The sequence below is a fragment of the Desulfoluna butyratoxydans genome, from assembly GCF_900699765.1.
Lineage (GTDB): Bacteria > Desulfobacterota > Desulfobacteria > Desulfobacterales > Desulfolunaceae > Desulfoluna > Desulfoluna butyratoxydans.
This window is the reverse complement of the sequence record NZ_CAADHO010000002.1, coordinates 345,620-362,751: the sequence shown is the minus strand read 5'-3', so window position 1 is coordinate 362,751 and position 17,132 is coordinate 345,620. Positions and strand designations below refer to the sequence as shown.

The 17,132-nt window shown below is 61.7% G+C and carries 13 protein-coding genes; 5 read left to right on the top strand and 8 right to left on the bottom strand.

Annotated features, from left to right (window positions below; all coding sequences use genetic code 11):
* Window positions 1-143: 143 nt before the first annotated feature.
* Both MSL71_RS06695 and MSL71_RS06690 read left to right on the top strand, forming a co-directional pair.
* A complete protein-coding gene (locus MSL71_RS06695; RefSeq protein ID WP_180138054.1) occupies window positions 144-560 on the top strand; it encodes a DUF3842 family protein in 417 nt (138 codons plus the stop codon).
* A 168-nt stretch (window positions 561-728) separates the two neighbouring features.
* On the top strand, window positions 729-932 hold the full coding sequence (locus MSL71_RS06690; protein WP_180138051.1) for a CooT family nickel-binding protein: 204 nt from the start codon (window positions 729-731) through the stop codon (window positions 930-932).
* A gap of 61 nt (window positions 933-993) precedes the next feature.
* Here the strand turns inward: MSL71_RS06690 and MSL71_RS06685 are convergent, their stop codons facing one another.
* From MSL71_RS06685 to MSL71_RS06660, 6 genes are all read right to left on the bottom strand, one after another.
* A complete protein-coding gene (locus MSL71_RS06685; protein ID WP_180138049.1) occupies window positions 994-2,724 on the bottom strand; it encodes a hypothetical protein in 1,731 nt (576 codons plus the stop codon).
* A 256-nt stretch (window positions 2,725-2,980) separates the two neighbouring features.
* Window positions 2,981-4,882 (bottom strand): LTA synthase family protein, encoded by a 1,902-nt coding sequence (locus MSL71_RS06680; protein ID WP_180138048.1) that lies wholly within the window; start codon window positions 4,880-4,882, stop codon window positions 2,981-2,983.
* 148 nt (window positions 4,883-5,030) lie between these two features.
* The gene (locus MSL71_RS06675; RefSeq protein ID WP_180138046.1) at window positions 5,031-6,023 is read right to left on the bottom strand and encodes an MBL fold metallo-hydrolase; all 993 of its coding nucleotides are present in this window, start codon (window positions 6,021-6,023) and stop codon (window positions 5,031-5,033) included.
* A 2-nt stretch (window positions 6,024-6,025) separates the two neighbouring features.
* On the bottom strand, window positions 6,026-6,442 hold the full coding sequence (locus MSL71_RS06670) for a secondary thiamine-phosphate synthase enzyme YjbQ (RefSeq protein WP_180138043.1): 417 nt from the start codon (window positions 6,440-6,442) through the stop codon (window positions 6,026-6,028).
* Window positions 6,443-6,667: 225 nt separating this feature from the next.
* Window positions 6,668-7,507: an amidohydrolase family protein gene (locus MSL71_RS06665; protein WP_180138041.1), complete on the bottom strand. Its 840-nt coding sequence runs from the start codon at window positions 7,505-7,507 to the stop codon at window positions 6,668-6,670.
* A gap of 627 nt (window positions 7,508-8,134) precedes the next feature.
* Window positions 8,135-9,853: a class I adenylate-forming enzyme family protein gene (locus MSL71_RS06660; RefSeq protein ID WP_180138039.1), complete on the bottom strand. Its 1,719-nt coding sequence runs from the start codon at window positions 9,851-9,853 to the stop codon at window positions 8,135-8,137.
* A 251-nt stretch (window positions 9,854-10,104) separates the two neighbouring features.
* Between MSL71_RS06660 and MSL71_RS06655 the strand changes: the two genes are divergently transcribed.
* Window positions 10,105-11,580, top strand: coding sequence for an HD-GYP domain-containing protein (locus MSL71_RS06655; RefSeq protein ID WP_180138037.1), 1,476 nt, complete (start codon window positions 10,105-10,107; stop codon window positions 11,578-11,580).
* Window positions 11,581-11,845: 265 nt separating this feature from the next.
* On the opposite strand, the gene rsgA is transcribed toward MSL71_RS06655, so the two are convergent.
* The gene (gene rsgA / locus MSL71_RS06650; protein ID WP_180138035.1) at window positions 11,846-12,913 is read right to left on the bottom strand and encodes a ribosome small subunit-dependent GTPase A; all 1,068 of its coding nucleotides are present in this window, start codon (window positions 12,911-12,913) and stop codon (window positions 11,846-11,848) included.
* 335 nt (window positions 12,914-13,248) lie between these two features.
* Between rsgA and MSL71_RS06645 the strand changes: the two genes are divergently transcribed.
* A complete protein-coding gene (locus MSL71_RS06645) occupies window positions 13,249-14,355 on the top strand; it encodes an NAD(P)/FAD-dependent oxidoreductase (RefSeq protein ID WP_180138034.1) in 1,107 nt (368 codons plus the stop codon).
* A gap of 418 nt (window positions 14,356-14,773) precedes the next feature.
* A complete protein-coding gene (locus MSL71_RS06640; RefSeq protein ID WP_180138032.1) occupies window positions 14,774-15,601 on the top strand; it encodes an MBL fold metallo-hydrolase in 828 nt (275 codons plus the stop codon).
* Window positions 15,602-15,905: 304 nt separating this feature from the next.
* Here MSL71_RS06640 and MSL71_RS06635 read toward each other — a convergent pair whose 3' ends face one another.
* Window positions 15,906-16,934, bottom strand: coding sequence for a GGDEF domain-containing protein (locus MSL71_RS06635; RefSeq protein WP_180138030.1), 1,029 nt, complete (start codon window positions 16,932-16,934; stop codon window positions 15,906-15,908).
* Between the last annotated feature and the right edge of the window lie 198 nt (window positions 16,935-17,132).

Sequence of the window (17,132 nt, the reverse complement as noted above, 5' to 3'; positions counted from 1 at the left end):
GGTTTGCGATTTTTACGCGACGGCATTGACGGGGAGGAGGTGGGTTTGATACCAATGGGTATGCAACGAAGGGGGTTAGGGCCTTGGGCTGTCAACGGAAACGACGGCTTTTTTATCGACCGCCAGACACATGAGAATTCGCCATGCTGAGAATTTGCGTCATTGACGGCCAGGGGGGCGGCATCGGAAGCGCCATCATCAGACGAATCAAGGATCTGTTTGCCGAGAAGGTGGAGATCATCGCCCTGGGCACCAACGCCGTGGCCACGGCGCAGATGCTCAAGGCCGGTGCCAACCGTGGGGCGTCCGGAGAAAACGCCATTGTCCGGAGCGTCCAGCATTGCGATGTGGCCACCGGGCCCTTGGGGATTGTGATGGCCCATGCCCTCATGGGGGAGGTGACCCCGGCCATGGCCGAGGCCATTTCCGGCTGTGCGGCCAGAAAGGTGCTGCTTCCCCTGTCCCAGGACAACGTGGAGGTGGTGGGGGTGCACAAGGCTCCCTTGCCCCACCTGGTGGATGAGTTGATTGAATCGGGGTTGAAAACCCTGTTGAACTGATGCCCTCGCAGCCAGCGCCGCTTATGCGGTGTTTTTCTTGACGGTGCGAGACCGGCATGTTTCAGTATGGAACCGGCGATTGACGCGTGCATGGACCCTGTAAGGTTCATGCCCTTTGGATAATTGAAGAAATGGTTGCCGGATGAATCGCGTAAACGGAGGTATCCCATGTGTGAAGCCAGTGCCTATATCATTACCGACGGCGAGCCGAAACTGATTATGGAGTCGGTGGACGTGGCCGTTCCCACGGAAGAAGGGGAACTCAAGCTCATCAATATTTTCGGCGAGCAGCGCTTCATCAAGGGGGCCATCGAGTCCCTCTCCCTGGTGGATCACAAGATCTTTATCCGGGAGACAGGGGCCGCTCTCTGACGCAGGCAAGGCGCAGGCCTTCATGCCCGCGCCCCCTGAAAATGGCCTTTTCCCATGCCCGTTACCCCTGGAAAAAGGCGTCCACGCTCTCAATGAACTCGGAGAGGAGGCGGCGGCTGACCACGAAGATGTGGCCCGCGTTTTTCTCGATGGTTCGGTTCAGCCCCCCCTTTGTCTCGGTTCGTCCCTCCTCGGTTCCCCACAGCTCGCTGGACACGCAGGCCCCCGGCGGGGAGATGGGATCCCGTTTTCCCCGGTAGTCGAAAAGGGCCACGCCCATGCGTGAGAGGGAGGTCATGGACACGGGTTTGCCGTGGAGTTCCGGAACGGGAGAGGAGAGGGGATAGGTCCCCTTTTCGATGGCGCTGTCCATGAAGAGATCACCGATCCAGGTGAGATGGGAGCGCGTGCCGAACCGGGTACCGTGGGTGAGCCAGTAAAAGAAGGGGGCCGCTTCCAGGAGCTCTTCCGCCTTTCCCGCCCGCTGATAAAATCCCCGCCTGACAAAGTACCGCACCCCGGGCTGGATCTCGTTCATGCCCGCATCGATGATCTGGGGGGGCACCCCCACCCCGCCGTACATCTCCGCGATGAGGTCCGGGTCGTAATCGTGCCGTATCACGTCCCGCATGGGCCCCTGGCCGCTCAGTCCGTCGTTGAAGCGGATGGGGGAGGCCATGAGGGCGATCTTCACGATGTCCATGGGCTTTTTCAGCGCCCTTTTCTCTTCGGCCCGTCGGGCCAGCCAGGGGAGCAGCAGGGTGCCCCCCATACAGTATCCCATCACACAGATCTCTTCCCCCGGATGTTCCTTTTGTATCAGCTCGATGTTGTGGTCGTGCACCGTTTTTCCGTAAAAATCCAGGTCCAGGCCGTCGGATTTTTCTCCGGGCTCCCCGGGGTCGTTGAGGTAGATGCGGTAGCCCCGTGCCAGGAGGGCCTCCACCACGGATTTTCCCTGGGCCAGGTCAAAGATGTCCGGCTTGTTGATCAGAGGGCTGGCAAGGTAGAGAATGCGGCCGGGGGCCGTGGCCCCTTGGGGGGAGCGGTACCGCCGCAGGGTGCAGGGCCCCAGGCGGGAGCCCTTTACCACCTCGTAGGGGGAGACCCCGATGATGCCGCCGGTGGTGCGCTCGGAGAAGTCCTTGACGTAAAAGGCGTCGTGGCGAAACAGGTTCTCCAGACGTTTTCTGGCGATGGTGAGGTAGGTCTCAAAGGAGAGGGTCTCGCCTTCGGCGTAGGGCAGGGGCCCGTCGACACGCTCTTCGGTGACGGCCATTACCAGGGTGGTGAGGAGCTCCCGCAGGGCTTTCAGGGCCGAGAGACCGAAGGTGCCGTAGGCACACTCCAGGTAGCGAAAGTTTTCCACCTGCTGGCTGAAACGGCGCCTCAGGGCGCTGGTGACCATCACCTGGCGGGCCTTTTCTTCCGAAAAATGGCCGGTCTCATCCATGAACTCCCCGGTGACGTCCCGGAGCATGGAGGCGTAAAGGCGTTCCACCAGCTCATCGGAGTAGACAAAGGTATCCGGGTTGTCCCCCCGCATGGAGGCGACCTGGGCGTGGGTTCGGATGGGGCGGGTGACGGTGGCCTCCAGGGTGTCGTGGGTCCACTGGGCCCAGGTGGTGCCGGGCAGGGCCGAGACCTCTTTCATGATGTTTTTGTATTGGAAAACCGAGCGCACGGCGCCGCCCACGATGCGGCTCATCATGGGGATGTGGGTGTCGTACCCCTCCCGGTTGTCCACCGGGGAATAGACCAGGGAGCGAAGCATTCTGTCGGAACGGTTCATGGCATATCCTTGTCTGTTCGGGGAGGCCCCCGAAGGGTGTGTTTTGGGGTGTCGGGTTGGCGTGCTCTGTGGGAATGCGTGTGCCCAGGGGCCTTGGCGTGGCCGCCTTGAAGGGGCAAAAGGGCCGCCTGGCAGGTGGGCCCTTGTCACTGCCATAGTAGCTCAAACCATGGGATTTGCGTAGGAAAAAGTGAGAAGAGGGCGGCCCGGCGTGGCCGCTGCCGGCGGAAGGTGCCGGCAGCATGGGCCGGATCCTTTACTCCTGGGAACGGTCCGTGAAGAGATCGAAAAACGCCAGGGTCCTGCCTTTAAAGAGCAGGTCCTGGGAGCGCTGGGTAAAGGCCAGGGCTTCCCGTGTCATGCGGGCGTGGACGGCATCGGCGGCCACCGGGATGAGCGGTGCCAGGGGGCCTTTGCGCAGGTAGGTTTGTGTCTCCCCCGATCCAAGGAGGTTGATCTCCACCACGTGGTCTCCTTCCACCCAGCCCAGAAGGCCCTGGTGGTAGTAGTCGGCGGCCCGGGGGCCTTCTTTCAGCAGGGAGCGGCCGGTGAAGGCGGGAATCTCACCCCCCAGCAGCTGGGCCACGGTGGGGGCGATGTCCCGCTGGGAGACCAGGGCGTTGACGGCCCGGGGGGCCACCGACCCGTCGGTGGCAAAGAGGGTAAAGGGGATGAGGTACTGGGTCAGGGCCGGCCCTGTGACCTTTGCGGTGTGGTCGGCCAGCAGGACAAAGAGGGTGGGGCCGAAGGCCGGGTCTGCCTCGTAGGCGGTGATGAACCCTTCCAGGGCCTCGTCTGCAAAGCGCAGGACGCTCAAGTTCCGGTTCAACGGTGTGTCCATGCCGAAGGCGGGGGTCACAGAAGGGGGCAGGGAGTCGTCATGGGTGGTGCAGGTGTTGATCCCCGCCAGAAAGGGTTGCTTTGTGGCCTTGAGTTTTTTCAGGACAAAGGCGTAGAGGTCCTGGTCGTAAACCCCCCAGCGGTTGGTGCCTAAGGATCGCTCACTGATCTCCTCCTTGCCGTAGCTCTCCTGGAACCCCAGCCTCTGGGCAAAGGCCCCGGTGCCGCTGGTGTCCTTGCGGGTTCCCTGGAAAAAGAGGGTGCTCCAGCCTTTGTCCGAAAGGCTCTGGGCCAGGCTCCGGTAGGGGTAGGTGGTGAGCTGGCTCTTGGCCAGGCTCTGACCCAACGGGTTCTGGTAGGAGCAGAAGGTGGTGAAGATCCCTTCTGTGGTGCGATGCCCCCCTGCCACCATGGCGTCGGACCGGAGTCCCCGGGTGGTGAGGTTGTCGAAAAATGGGGTGGTCTCGTGCTCGTACCCGTAGCTCTTCATCAGGGCCGCAGGCCAGCTTTCCAGAAGGAGCACCACCACGTTGACGGGGCGAAAGGTCAGGGCCTCTTTGGTGGGGGCGTCCGGGTAGAGACGGGCAAGGATCCTTCGGTGGTCGTCTGTGGAGACGGGGGCCGGCACCGGGATCTGGGTTATCTTGTCCCGGTTGCGAAAAAGGTAATAGAGGCCGCTGTAGCCGCCGTTAAGGGCCAGGGTGGCCTGGACAGGATCCCCGATTTTGTAAGCAAACAGGGGCTTCATGGGAAGGCCGGTGACCCCACCTCGTACGGAGATGACAAGGACGGCCGCCACCACCAGGCTGGCCAGGGTCCCCTTGATGATCCCCAGCCGGGCCGGGGTCTCCCTGAGGACCCAGCCCCGGGCTTTGAAGATGGTCCCAAGGGCCAGCCCCAGCAAAATGAACCCTCCCAGGGTGACGGAGGCGTACTGGGTAAAGGCCGTGGCCACGAGGCTCCCAAAGTCTGTGGCAGCGTCGGAGAGTTCGTAGCCGATGTGCCGGCTGGCATCATGGAAATACATGATGTCCGAGGTCTGGAGAGCCACAATGGCTGTTGCGGCAAGGCCCAGTGGGGCTAAAACCCATCGTTTTTTCTTAAGGCTCAGCACGGCCCCCAGCAGGAGGCACAGAAGGGTAAAAATGGCCGCCAGGGCCAGGTCAAACCGAAGGCCCCAGACCAGGCTGTAGGCGGCTTTGGAGGCGGAGAGCCCGGCAAAACTCTCCCGGTGGCAGAGGTAGAAGAACACCCGCAACAGGGCGCCAAGCCCGGTTAATCCCAAAAACGATACCGTGAACAAACGAAGCCATACCATGAACTCTTGAACTCTCCATAATGGATGATGGGGTTACGTGAACCTGCTTTCTTATCCGTATAAATCACACACGATTGGCGGAGTCTACCCCATGGGCCATGGCCATGTAAATGGCTGAAACACGGTATGCTGCGGTGAGGGCGCTTCCCTACGGCGTATGGTACCGCCAGAGCCCCTTTTCCGCGGTGCGGGCCACATCTCCCTCCCGGAGGAGGTAGAGGAGGGTGGCCTCGATCCAGCCCTGGGCAATGCTGCGTTTCAGGGGCGCCATGCGGGGGTAGTAGGCTCGGACCAGGCTCCGGCCGGTGAGCCCTTTGGGGCCTGCGGTCTCCACCTTGTCCCGGATCTCGGCCAGCCGTTTTTTTCGGTGGGCGATAAGGTGGGTGGTGCGCTTGACCGGATCGGTGACCGGTCGGCCGTGGGCCGGGAGGATGAGGCGCAGGCCGGGCAACTCCCGGATGGTCTCCAGTGTTTTTTGGTAGGCGACAAGGTCGGATCGGGGCGGGCCCAGCCAGGTGGTGATGTCCGCCAACACGTTGTCCCCGCCCAAAAGGATGCCTGCCTTTTCATTCCAGAGCATGATGTGGACGTCGCAGTGGCCGGGACCGGCCAGGACCTCCCAGGTGCCGGCGTCGGTTTCAAGGCGGTCTCCCACGGCCAGGGGAGAAAAGGGCCCGGTGACCGCCCGGATGCCCATGGAAAGGGAAAAGGCCTCGTCCATGAGGCGGCCTCCCAAAGACCTTAAGGCCTCTTTCACGGCACCTGCCCTGGGACGAAGGGCGCTTGCCCCTTCCCGGTAGGCCGCCCGGTAACACGCCCGGGTGCGGACCAGGGGCACCATGGCCTCGGTGAGACGCACTGTCATGCGGTGCCGCTCCGCCAGGGCCGAGGCCCCGGAAAAGTGATCCCAGTGGGCGTGGCTGGGAAGGACCTGCTGCACCCGAGAGCCGGTCCGGCCCTCCAGGTCCAGAAGGCACCGGACCACATGGGCCACAGCCCCCCTGGTGCCGGAGCCCGCGTCAAAGAGGAGCCCGTCTTTCCCGGGCAGGGCGTAGAGGTTCATGGTGAAAGGGACCCAGCCCTTGCGCACCTGCTGGCGGATCCGAAACACCCCGGGTGCCATCTCGTCATAACCGGCCATACCTAATCTCCGATGATCTTCACAAGGACCCGCTTGGGGCGCCTGCCGTCAAATTCGCCGTAAAAAATCTGCTCCCAGGTGCCGAAATCCAGGGCGCCCTCGGTGACGGCCACCACCACCTCCCGGCCCATGACCTGCCGCTTCATGTGGGCGTCGGCGTTGTCTTCCCCCACGTTGTGGCGGTACCCGCTCACCGGCTCATGGGGGGCCAGCTTTTCCAGCCATACCTCGTAGTCGTGGTGGAGCCCTTTCTCATCGTCGTTGATAAACACCGAGGCCGTGATGTGCATGGCGTTGACCAGCACCAGGCCTTCTTTTATCCCGCTTTCCGCAAGGCACGCCTCCACGTCCGGGGTGATGTTGATAAAGGCCCGCCGGGCAGGCACCTCAAACCAAAGCTCTTTTCGATAACTCTTCATGGATGGTCTCGTTTGTGTTCAGGGTAAACTCAAGGAAAATCAAAAATGCCTCCGGCGGCGAGGGTGGCGAAGCCACGATAGCGAAAACACCTCGAAAGCATATTGTCCTTGCGCTTTGTCCCTCGATCCTCGGGCAAAAGCGCAAGGGCCTTCGATTCAAGCGGCGTCTGTCAGGCAATGTGATGAGCCAGAGGAACGAAGGCTCAAGAGCATTTCCGACCTTACTTATATTCCCAGCAGGGCCGCAGCGTTTTTTCCTAAGATTTTTTGCCTCAGGGCCTCATCTGCCACGTGGCCTTCAACCTCTTTGAGGTAGCGGGAGGGCCGGATGAGGGGGTAGTCGCTTCCGAAGAGGATGCGGTCTTCGCCTGCAAGGCGGGCCGCGGCCTCGTAGATCTCGGCATCGTAGAGATAAGGGGAGGCGGCGGTGTCGAACCAGAGGTTGGAAAGGGTCTTTTTGGCCTCTTTCTTGAGCAGGTTGAAAAAGAAGATGCCCCCGCCCCAGTGGCAGAGGACGATGCGGTTGTCCGGGTACCGGGCGGCCAGGTTGTAGATCTGACCTAAGGTGATGGGGGTCTTGCCCGGGTAGGCGTGGCCCACGGGTTCGTTGGTGTGGATCACCACGGGCACATTTGCCTCCCGGCAGAGCCCCATGACGGGCTCCATGAGGGCAAGGGCCTCGGCATCGATGCCGGAGTGGTAAAAGGCCAGCTCCCCCACCCCTTTGAGCCCTGCATCCAGGCAGCGGGCGGTTTCGGCGGCCGCGCCCTTGGCGCCCAGGTCAAAACAGGCCATGCCGATGAGCCGGTCCGGATCGTTTCGTACGGCTTCGATCACAGCGTCGTTGTTGTCTCGGAACCGCTTTTCGCTGCGCCAGGGAAACCCGAAGATCACCGATTTGTCCACCCCGTCTTCGTCCATGACGGCGATGAGGGCCTCGGCGTCCACCATGGCGGACTTGGGGGATTCGTAGAGCAGGGCGAATTCGGGCTCGTCGGCCAGGTGGGCGGCGCGGTTTTGTATCACCTCGTCCTGAAACACATGGGTGTGGAAATCAATGACCATGAAAATCTCCTCCCGTGGAATGCGTTTGGTAAAAAAGAAGCACAATTTCCACGTGTTGTAACACCGCTGACGGGAAATGAAAACGTCAAAGCCGGTGCAGGGCAGGGTTAACGCATTTAGATTTTTGCCTCCGGCGGCCCTGCCGGGGGCCAAACTTTTGAAAAGTTTGACAAACAGGTTTTGTTTTTTGAGGATGCGTCCCTACAGGGTATAGCCCCCTCTTCTTTCAAGGCGCTTGTCTCCAGCCCCGCAGGGGCTGGAGACAAGCGCCTTGATTACCGGAAAGTTTTTGCGGAGCTTTTTTCAAAAAGCGACCCGCCGGAGGCAACCCGTTTTTGCGATGTTTTGCCTCACGTGGTTTGGAGGTATCGCCTTGCATGAATGACGCAGAGCGGCATAAAGGATACATTCCCAGGCGGAGCCTGGGAACGAAAGCTATCATGATACAGGTTGTTGCCCCTTGCCCTCGGTATTCACCACGGGCGAAGCCCGTCAGGGAATGCGATGAGCCTGAGGAACGAAGGCGAAAGAGCATTCACGAACCTGGGGTCCAGGGGTGGCGAAGCCACTTAGGCTAAAAATCCCCTGGCCGCCGGAGGCTTGTTATTTGTTTTTGCCCTGTCCTTCCTACCTGTCCCAGCCCCCCTGCTGCCTGAGCTCTTCCACAATCGCTTCGGCCTGGTGGGTGAGGGTCAGCAGGTCTACCTTGTTGACTTTGTTGACGGGGAACTGCTCGCCCACGGGCCAGAAATGGACGTGGCAGGGGCGCTTGTAGGAGGCGATCTGTTTGCAGTGGGCGGCCAGCTCCTCTTCGGTGACGCACCCCTCTTCCGTGGGCTGGACAAAGGCAAAGACCCCGTCAGTGAAGAGGTCGTGGGGGGCGCCCACCACCTGGGCCTGACTCACCTTGGGGTGGCGGGTGAGGTGGTCGGCCACCTCGTCCGGGAAGACCAGGTAGCCCTTGGGCTTGATGACGAACTTGCGTCGCCCGGCAAAGACGATGGCCTCGTAGCCGCCCATGGGTTTTAACGATCCCATGTCACCCGTGTAGAGGATACCTTCGGTGGTGCGGCAGGCCCGGGTGGCCTCCTCGTTGTTTACGTAGCCCAAAAAGACAATGCCCCCCTCCACGCAGATCTCGCCCACCTCGCCTTTGGCAACCTCCTCGCCTGCGGTGCCGTCAGGATTCATGGGCTTGCGGATGGTCACCGGGGCCAGGTCCGGAAAGAACTGGCCCACCTGGCCGGACATCTCGGAAACGGAGAGTCCTTTTGGGGTGGCGGAGAAGAAGCCGCCGGATTCGGTCATGCCGTAGGCCGTGCCAAAGAGGGGGGACATCTCGGCCAGCTGCTCTAAAAAGGCCGTGTCCACGGCGCTGCCGCCGTAGAGGGCAAAGCGCAGGCTGCTGCGGTCGTAGAATTCGTAGTCGGGCAGGGCCCAGAGCATGCGAAAATGGGTGGGGACTCCGCCGATGAAGGTGCTCCGGTGTGTCGCCAGGGCCTCCATGGCCTTGTCCGGGGAGAAAAAGCCCATGGAGCAGACGGAGCCGCCCGCGAACCAGGCGCTCATGGGGCCCTGGGAGGTGCCGGCCACGTGGCTGGTGGGCATGACGTTCAGAAGGCGGAAGTTGGTGCCGTAGAGGCTGGCCCCCCGGCCGGCCACCATGTTGTTGATGAGGATGTTTTCGTGGCAGAGCAGGGCAGGCTTGGGGTCCCCGGTGGTGCCCGTGGTGAAGATGATAAGGGCCGGGTCGCGTGTGGTGAGGGCGTTTTCCACGCTGCGCACGGCGTCTTTGAGGGCGGTGTCCTGCCTGAGGGCGTCAAGGGCCTCTTCCCCGAAGAGGCTGTCGAACCCAAGGGATCCCTCGGCCATCTCCTCGGGCAGGCCAAAGGGCATCCACTGGACGATGTGGGCAATCGAAGGGCAAGCCTGCCGGACAGCCTGGACCACCTCGGTGAAGTCTTTCATGGGGGTGGTGCCCGGACAGAAAAACGCTTTGGCCTGCACCTTGCCGATGTCCCTTACCACCTCGTGGGGCTGGAGGCGGATGTCCACAGGAGAGATGATGACCCCGGCCTTGAGGCAGCCGTAGATCAGGAGAAAGAACTCCGGTACGGCCAGGAACTGGGTGACAAGGATGTCGCCTTTTGTAAGCCCCATCTTTGTCAGGGCCATGGCGTAGAGGTCGCTTGCCTCGTCAAACTCCCGGTAAGAGAAGCGCTGCCCGGTTTCCGCCGATATCAGGGCGTCGTTTGTGGGGGTCTGCTTAGCCCATTTTCGGACATAATCCGAGATGAGGGGGAGTTGCCAGCTGTTGTAATCTTTGATCTCCAGGCCTGTCGTCATTTATTCTCTCCTTTGCCTTTGTTCGCATGCCAAACAACCTTCAAGGTCATAAACCTCTGATGCGGGTGGTGTAAAGCTTTTTGGGGCAAAGGGAGGCCTGGGCTGAAAAGCCCGGGGCCCGGGGGCAAAGGGTGAAAACAGGGCCTCGCCAGAGGCTCAACATATTGACATAAAAATATATTCCATGCCACGATTGGGCTTGCCACGGCCTTTCAAACACGCAAGGGCTGTTCTTTTTTATGGAGGTGTCCATGCGATACCGGGTTGTCAGCGAAGCGCTGGAGCACGACGGTCGGGCCTCGATCCATTTTGCCCTGCTCGTCTGCGTCATGGGGGTGTACGGAGGGCAGGTGTGCCCGGTGGTGGAGAGCTTTCCCCTCTGGCTCTGGGGACTTCACCTGCTGGTGCTGCTTTGTGTGTGCCGGGGGCTTCGCATGGCATCAAGCCGGTGGGTCTTTACGCGGGTGGGGCTCCAGCGGCAGGTGGGGGTGCAGCTGGTGGTGGACCTTTGTCTCTTTGCCCTGGCCGGGTACGGCATCGGGGTCCACAACATGGTGCGCTACGGGGCAGACATGGAGAGCACCCTCAGGCTGGGCACCGGCTTTTTGATCATGGGCTTTTTCATCGGCGCGGACCTGGCCCTCACCCAGGATCGTCTTCTTGCCCTGCGGCGCGGGGGCAACCCGTTGGCCGTTGCCGTGCCGCTGTTGACCGTTCCCCAGAAGTTCACCCTGGTGACGGTGATCTCCCTGTTTTCCGTGATGGTGATTCTCTACTTCGTCATCTCCTTTGACCTGAACTGGCTCATGACCGTGGGCATCGACAACCTGGCCATGGCGCGGCGGGCGGTCCTGGTGGAGATCGGCTTCATCATCCTCATCCTGGCCGCCTACACGGCCAATCTAATTATCACCTATGCCAAGAACCTTCGGCTCTTTGTCTCCGAAGAGACCCGAACCCTCACGGACGTGGCCCAGGGAAATCTGGACACCCGGGTGCCCGTGGCCTTTAACGACGAGTTCGGCATCATCGCAGGCTACACCAACCGCATGATCGAGGGCCTTAAAGAACAGAACGCAACCATGGAGCTGCTCCGGGATGTGATCATCAACAGCATGGCCACCCTGGCCGAGACCCGGGACAACGAGACCGGCGCCCACCTTCGCCGCACCCAGCACTACGTTCGCCTGCTGGCCGAGGAGCTGGCAGAATCCCACGGCCTGGATGGCCCCCTCATCGACCTTTTTTACAAGACGGCCCCGCTGCACGACATCGGCAAGGTGGGGGTACCCGATGCCATTCTCCTGAAACCCGGGCCCCTGACCGAGGCAGAGTTTGAGATCATGAAAAAGCACACCACCTATGGGGAGGAGGCCATTGCCCGTGCCGCCGAGCAGATGGGGGAAGACGCAGCGTTCCTCATCCATGCCGGGGAGATCGCCTCGGCCCACCACGAAAAGTGGGACGGCAGCGGCTACCCCAGGGGCCTGTCCGGCAAGGCCATCCCCTTGTCCGCCCGGCTCATGGCCCTGGCCGATGTCTACGACGCACTGCGCTCGGAGCGGGTCTACAAAAAGGCCCTCTCCCACGAAGAGGCCAAAATGTTTCTCATGGATCAGGGAGGCTCCCACTTCGATCCCGACGTGGTGGCGGCGTTTCTGCGGTGTGAGGCGGCTTTTATCCGGGTTGCCGAGCGGTTCCGGGATGAGGTAGAGACAGCGTCTTGATGATGGGGGGAGGGGGGCAGGGCCAACTCCTTTAGATTTTGCCTCCGGCGGCCAGGTGGGGGCACCTGGAAACCCTATGGCGAATGCATGGAGGTTGCCATTTTTTGAGTGTTATCGAGGCATTCGCGTGATGTGTGACATATGGCACCCGCCTCTGCAGGAGAGGCGGGTTTTATCGTTTACTTTCTTTATTTCCGACATCGGTGGATCATCATCGCTTAAACGGCCAACACTGCTGGGGAAACGTTATTTTTTGGCCGAGTCCTTACGTTCTTTTTTTCGCGTCTTTGAGGTATTTGGCCACGTCCCGCCATTTCTCTTTTTCGATGCGGTCGGCGGTTTTGGCGTCCCGGTCGGAGAGGAAGGTGAGCTCCAGGCGCATTTTAAGGAAGTTGGAGAGGCGGTCCGGGGCCAGGGTGCCCTCTTCCACGGCCCGAATGACGTTGCAGCCGGGTTCGTGCTGGTGGGAACAGTCGTTGAAACGGCATCCTGCGGCGAGCTCTTCGATGTCGGGGAAGGTGTCTTTGACGCCGCCCTCTTCGTCGGAAAGAGAGATCTCCCGGATGCCGGGGTTGTCGATGATCATGCCCCCGGAGGAGAGAAAGATCATGTCCCGGGTGGTGGTGGTGTGCATGCCCTTGCCGTCGAAGTCGCTCACCTCGCCCACGATGCGGATCTCGTCACCGGCGATGGCGTTGACCAGGCTGGACTTTCCGGCACCGGAGGAGCCCATGAGGCAGACGGTCTTTCCTTCGCTGATGTACGGGGCCAGCTCGTCCACGCCATCACCGTCCGTGGAGGAGATGAGGTGTACGGGCACGCCCACGGCAATCTCTTCCACCTCGGCCTTGAAGGGGGCGGGGTCGTCGTGGAGATCGGCCTTGTTCAGGATCACCACCGGGGCCATGTTGCTGTTGTAGATGAGGGTGAGGTAGCGCTCGATGCGGCGCAGGTTGTAGTCCCGATCCAGGCCGGTGACAATGAAGACCGTGTCGATGTTGGAGGCGATGACCTGCTTGGCCTTGGGGGCGGCATCCAGCTTGCCCCGCCGTCCGGCGGCTCCCCTCACCAGCTGATTTTTCCGGGCAAAGACGCGGGTGACCACCCCGTCCTTTTCAATGACAAAATCACCGGGCACGGGAAAGAGGGTGTTCTTGCCGTGGCCCCGGACAATGCGCCCCCGGGCCTTGACCACCACCTCTTCCTCTCCGTCATGGATGCGGACGTGGTTTTTCTGCAGGCCCGTGACCCGCGCAAGGCGGCCGTTGACCTTTTTCAGGGCCTTTTTCTGGTCTTCAAAAAACTCATCCCATCCCATGGTGGAAAGGTGCATCCGTTCTTGTCTCCTTGGCTTGCGGGGGCTTTTGCCTCCGGCGGGTCGCTTTTTGAAAAAAGCTCCCCAAAAACTTTTCGGTTGAATGTTCGATACGTTTAAAACGCGCCAGCGTGCCGCTAACGTTCGGTCTTCGGCAGGGCCGCCGGAGGTGGCTTTATGTGTCCTTTGGTTCTTGCTTACGCAAAATCCATCATACACCATGAAGGTTTTTTTTGCGCCTGCCTCCTGCTCTCTGCGGCCCCATTTCCTTGCCCTGATCGCCCTGAGTGATATAACCGAACGCAAGCGGGTGTCAACGTTTTCCAACCCAGGATCAAGGAAATGAAATCACCATGGATTTTGACGTGACCGTTGTGGGGGCCGGGGTGGTGGGGCTGGCCGTGGCCGAGGCCCTTTCGAAAGCCGTTGGTCGGGTCCTTGTCATCGATAAAGAGGAGGGCTTCGGCAGGGGCGTGAGCAGCCGCAACAGCGAGGTGATCCACGCGGGGATCTATTACCCCCAAGGGTCCCTGAAGGCCCGGCTCTGCGTGTCGGGCAGGGAGCTGCTGTATGGGTTCTGTGAGCGGCACCGGGTGCCCCACCGCCGCTGCGGCAAGCTGATTGTGGCCACCTGCAACGACGAACTTGCCGAGCTGGACCGCCTTGAAGCCAACGCCCGCGCCTGCGGGGTTCTGGATTTAGAGCGGCTCACCGGGGCCCAGGTCCGGGCCATGGAACCTGCCGTCCGGGCAGAGGCGGCCCTTTACTCGCCCTCCACAGGCATCGTCAGCGCCCACGGCCTCATGCGAAAACTCTTCGCCCGGGCCAAAAAGGCAGGCACCCTTTTCTCCTTTGAGACCGAAGCCGTGGCCGTGGAGGCCGAAGCCTCGGGCAGCCGCCTGACGGTGCGCTACCGGGACGGCCGACAAGAAGCCGTCACCACCCGGCTGTTCATTAACGCCGCCGGTCTTTTTTCAGACCGCGTGGCAGGCCTTACGGGGCTCTCTTCAGAAACAGCGGCCCTTCACTGGTGGAAAGGGGAGTACGCCGCCCTGGACCTGCCCCGCGGGCATCTCACCACCCTGGTCTACCCGGTGCCCGAACCGGCCAATCAGGGCCTGGGCACCCACGCCACCTTGGGCCTCGACGGCACCGTCCGCCTGGGCCCCAATGCCCTGTACCTTCCCGACAAAGCCGAGGACTACCGGGTCGACCCCAGCCACCTGGCCGACTTTCACCGGGCCGCAAGCCGCTACCTCAAAGGGATTGCCCCTGCCATGCTCCGCCCGGACATGGCAGGCATCCGCCCCAAGCGCCAGAAACCAGGGGACCCGGTGGCAGACTTTCTCATCCACAGCGACCCCCTTAAAGGCCATGTCCACCTCATCGGCATCGAATCCCCGGGCCTCACCGCCTCCCTTGCCCTTGCCAGGGAGGTGTGCGCCCTGATCGGGGGGTAGGCAGGGGCTGGGGAAAAGCGCCTCCGGCGGGCAGGGGCTACAGCCCCTGCACCCCAGGGTCGCGAATGCTCCGGGGCTCGTACCTCGCCCCGTTGCATTCGCTGACGGGCTGCGCCCGTGGGGCGCACGTTGTTTGTTGTGGTTGTCTCGGTTGTTTTTCTGTCTCTGTCAAGGGAGAGAAGTGGACAGGAAAAGCACGCCTCCGGCGGCCAAGGAATTTATAGCCTAGGTGGTTTCGCCACCCCAGGACCCCAGGTTGCGAATGCGTTTTCCCCTCGCTTCTCGGGGAAAATCAAGTCCGTCTTTAAAACGGCATTCATGCAAATATTTTTTAAGACCTGTTTGTTAAACTTTTTAAAAGTTTAGCCCCCGGCAGGGCCGCCGGAGGCATCCTCGAACGCCACCCAAGGAGCATCTGATGAAACTGACCGTTCTCGTGGACAACACCACGATCATTGACCGCTATTTTCTGGCCGAGCCCGCCTTTTCCGTTTTGATCGAAGCCGATGGGCAGAGGGTGCTCTTTGACTGCGGGTACAGCGATATTTTTTTGAGGAACGCCGAGAAGATGGGGGTGGACCTGTTGCACCTGGACCACCTGGTGTTCTCCCACGGTCACGCGGACCATACCTGGGGGGTGGAGCCGTTGATGCGGGCCTTTTCCATCGCTGCCATGGAGGGGCGGCCCCACCACCGGCCACAGGTGACGGCCCATCCGGATGTGTTTACCACCCGCACCTTTCCGGGCATGGGGGAGATCGGGGCCCTGGTCTCGGCGGCAAAGCTCGGGGAGCATTTTTCCATGGGGCTGACCCGGGAGCCGGGGCAGCTGACGGAGCGCCTCTGGTTTCTGGGGGAGATTCCCCGGGAGAACGATTTTGAAGGGAAAAATCCCCTGGGGGTCATGAACGGGGCGCCGGACATGCTTCTGGATGACACGGCCCTGGCCTGGAAGGGGGACGATGGGCTGGTGGTGATCACGGGCTGCTCCCATGCCGGCATCTGCAACATCGTGGAGCAGGCCCGCCGGGTGTGCGGAGAGGAGCGGGTGACCGACATCGTGGGAGGGCTTCACCTGCTCTCCCCGAGCCCCCGCCAGCTGCAAGGGACCCTTGCCTACATCAAAGCGCTAAACCTGTCGGCCCTTCACGCCTGCCACTGCACCGATTTTCCCTCGCGCAAGGCCCTGGCCGAGGTGGCCCCCCAGCAGGAGGTGGGCGTCGGGCTTGTGCTGACGTATGGGTAAATCGGATGCCGCCGACAACCAGGTTAAAGTCGGGAGTAAAAGTACGCCTCCGGCGGCGAGGTGAGCCACCCCGAAAGCAGATTGCCGTTGCGGTTTGTACGAGCCATACGACAAGCCTTGAAAGGCTATGATTCGTTCTCGTAACCCGTTGATTATCGGCTTTAACCGGACTGTCTCCGGCGGCCAGGAGGTTTTCAGGCTAAGTGGCTTTCATGAGAGAAGGCTTTTGGGACATTGGGCAAAACCTGTTTGTCAAACTTTTTGAAAGGTTGGCCCCCGGCAGGGCCGCCGGAGGCAACGTTGGTTACCCCAGGATCACGCAGTTGCGGCCTTTGGCCTTGGCGGCCTTAAGGAGGCTGTTGCAGCGGTTGAGGCAGGCATCCTGGGTCTCTTCGGGGGCGAGGTTCGTGGCCCCGGCGCTTAGGGTGACCCGGGGGTCGGGCTCGTTTTCGGTGGTTGCCTCCACAATGTGCCGGATGGATTCCACCACCTCCACGGCGCCCATGAGGGGGGTGTCGGGCAGGAGCAGGAGGAACTCGTCGCCTCCCCACCGCCAGACAAGGTCGTGGGCTCTCAGGCGCCCTTTGAAGAGTCCGGCCAGGGTGACCAGAAGGGTGTCGCCCCGGGTGCGGCCCATGGCGGTGTTGTACTGCCGGAAGTGGTCCAGGTTGCAGAGGATGAGGGAGAGGGGGTGGTGTGCCCGTTTGTGGCGGGCGATCTCCTGGTGGAACCGGTCGGCAAAGGTGCAGCGGTGGAGAAGGCCGGTGAGGGGATCGGTGTGGGTTTCCCGGGCAAGTTGTTCGGCCAGGGCATCGGCCTTTTGCTCTTCGTCGGCCAGGGCCTGTCGTGTTTCCATGAGGGCGAGGTGGGTCTCCATGGTGTGCCGGAATTCGGTGACAAGGGCTCGGTGGGCAAAGCTGTTGGCCGCGGTGTCCATGACGCAGAGCGCGCCGTAGGTGCCGCCGTCGGGGCGGCGAAGGGGTTCTGCCAGGCAGGCGGCAAACCCGTGTGACGCGGCCGGGGATTTCCGGTGGCCGTGGGCCGAGGGAATGCCTTCCACGACAAGGGGACGGCCGCTGGCCGCTACGTTGATCCCCATGTCCCGGGCCGCAGCACCGTCATGGGGCCAGGGGGCGGAGTCGTCCCGGCTGATGACCACGGTGTCGGCTTCGGGGCCGGATCCGCAGTACACAAAGGCCACGGGCACATCCAGGAGGGTTCGGAGCAGGGAGACCATGGCCTGCCATCGGAGGCGGATATCCCGGGGCAGCTCTTCGGTTTCAGGGGCTTTGGGGGCGGGGTGAAGGGCCTCGGGTGTGGGGGAAATCAGCACGTCTTGCCATCCTCATGTTGGGTGTTTTCAGCCGGGAACCCGTCGGGTTCACAGGGCCGTTCCGCCATCCAGAGGGGTGTGAGAGTCGGTAGCGGGGTTCTCTTTTTATGGGTCAGATGGGATGATTTTTCAAGGAACGTTTTGTTTTCCGGGGCGGGGGCAGGGGAAGGAAACGACAAAGGGGAGGCCTTTTCAGGC

Excerpts from the sequence above, each read along its gene's own strand:
- MSL71_RS06695 (WP_180138054.1), top strand. The coding sequence starts at position 144 with ATGCTGAGAATTTGCGTCATTGACGGCCAGGGGGGCGGCATCGGAAGC.
- MSL71_RS06690 (WP_180138051.1), top strand. The coding sequence starts at position 729 with ATGTGTGAAGCCAGTGCCTATATCATTACCGACGGCGAGCCGAAACTG.
- MSL71_RS06685 (WP_180138049.1), bottom strand. The coding sequence starts at position 2,724 with ATGAACCGTTCCGACAGAATGCTTCGCTCCCTGGTCTATTCCCCGGTG.
- MSL71_RS06680 (WP_180138048.1), bottom strand. The coding sequence starts at position 4,882 with ATGGTATGGCTTCGTTTGTTCACGGTATCGTTTTTGGGATTAACCGGG.
- MSL71_RS06675 (WP_180138046.1), bottom strand. The coding sequence starts at position 6,023 with ATGGCCGGTTATGACGAGATGGCACCCGGGGTGTTTCGGATCCGCCAG.
- MSL71_RS06670 (WP_180138043.1), bottom strand. The coding sequence starts at position 6,442 with ATGAAGAGTTATCGAAAAGAGCTTTGGTTTGAGGTGCCTGCCCGGCGG.
- MSL71_RS06665 (WP_180138041.1), bottom strand. The coding sequence starts at position 7,507 with ATGGTCATTGATTTCCACACCCATGTGTTTCAGGACGAGGTGATACAA.
- MSL71_RS06660 (WP_180138039.1), bottom strand. The coding sequence starts at position 9,853 with ATGACGACAGGCCTGGAGATCAAAGATTACAACAGCTGGCAACTCCCC.
- MSL71_RS06655 (WP_180138037.1), top strand. The coding sequence starts at position 10,105 with ATGCGATACCGGGTTGTCAGCGAAGCGCTGGAGCACGACGGTCGGGCC.
- rsgA (WP_180138035.1), bottom strand. The coding sequence starts at position 12,913 with ATGCACCTTTCCACCATGGGATGGGATGAGTTTTTTGAAGACCAGAAA.
- MSL71_RS06645 (WP_180138034.1), top strand. The coding sequence starts at position 13,249 with ATGGATTTTGACGTGACCGTTGTGGGGGCCGGGGTGGTGGGGCTGGCC.
- MSL71_RS06640 (WP_180138032.1), top strand. The coding sequence starts at position 14,774 with ATGAAACTGACCGTTCTCGTGGACAACACCACGATCATTGACCGCTAT.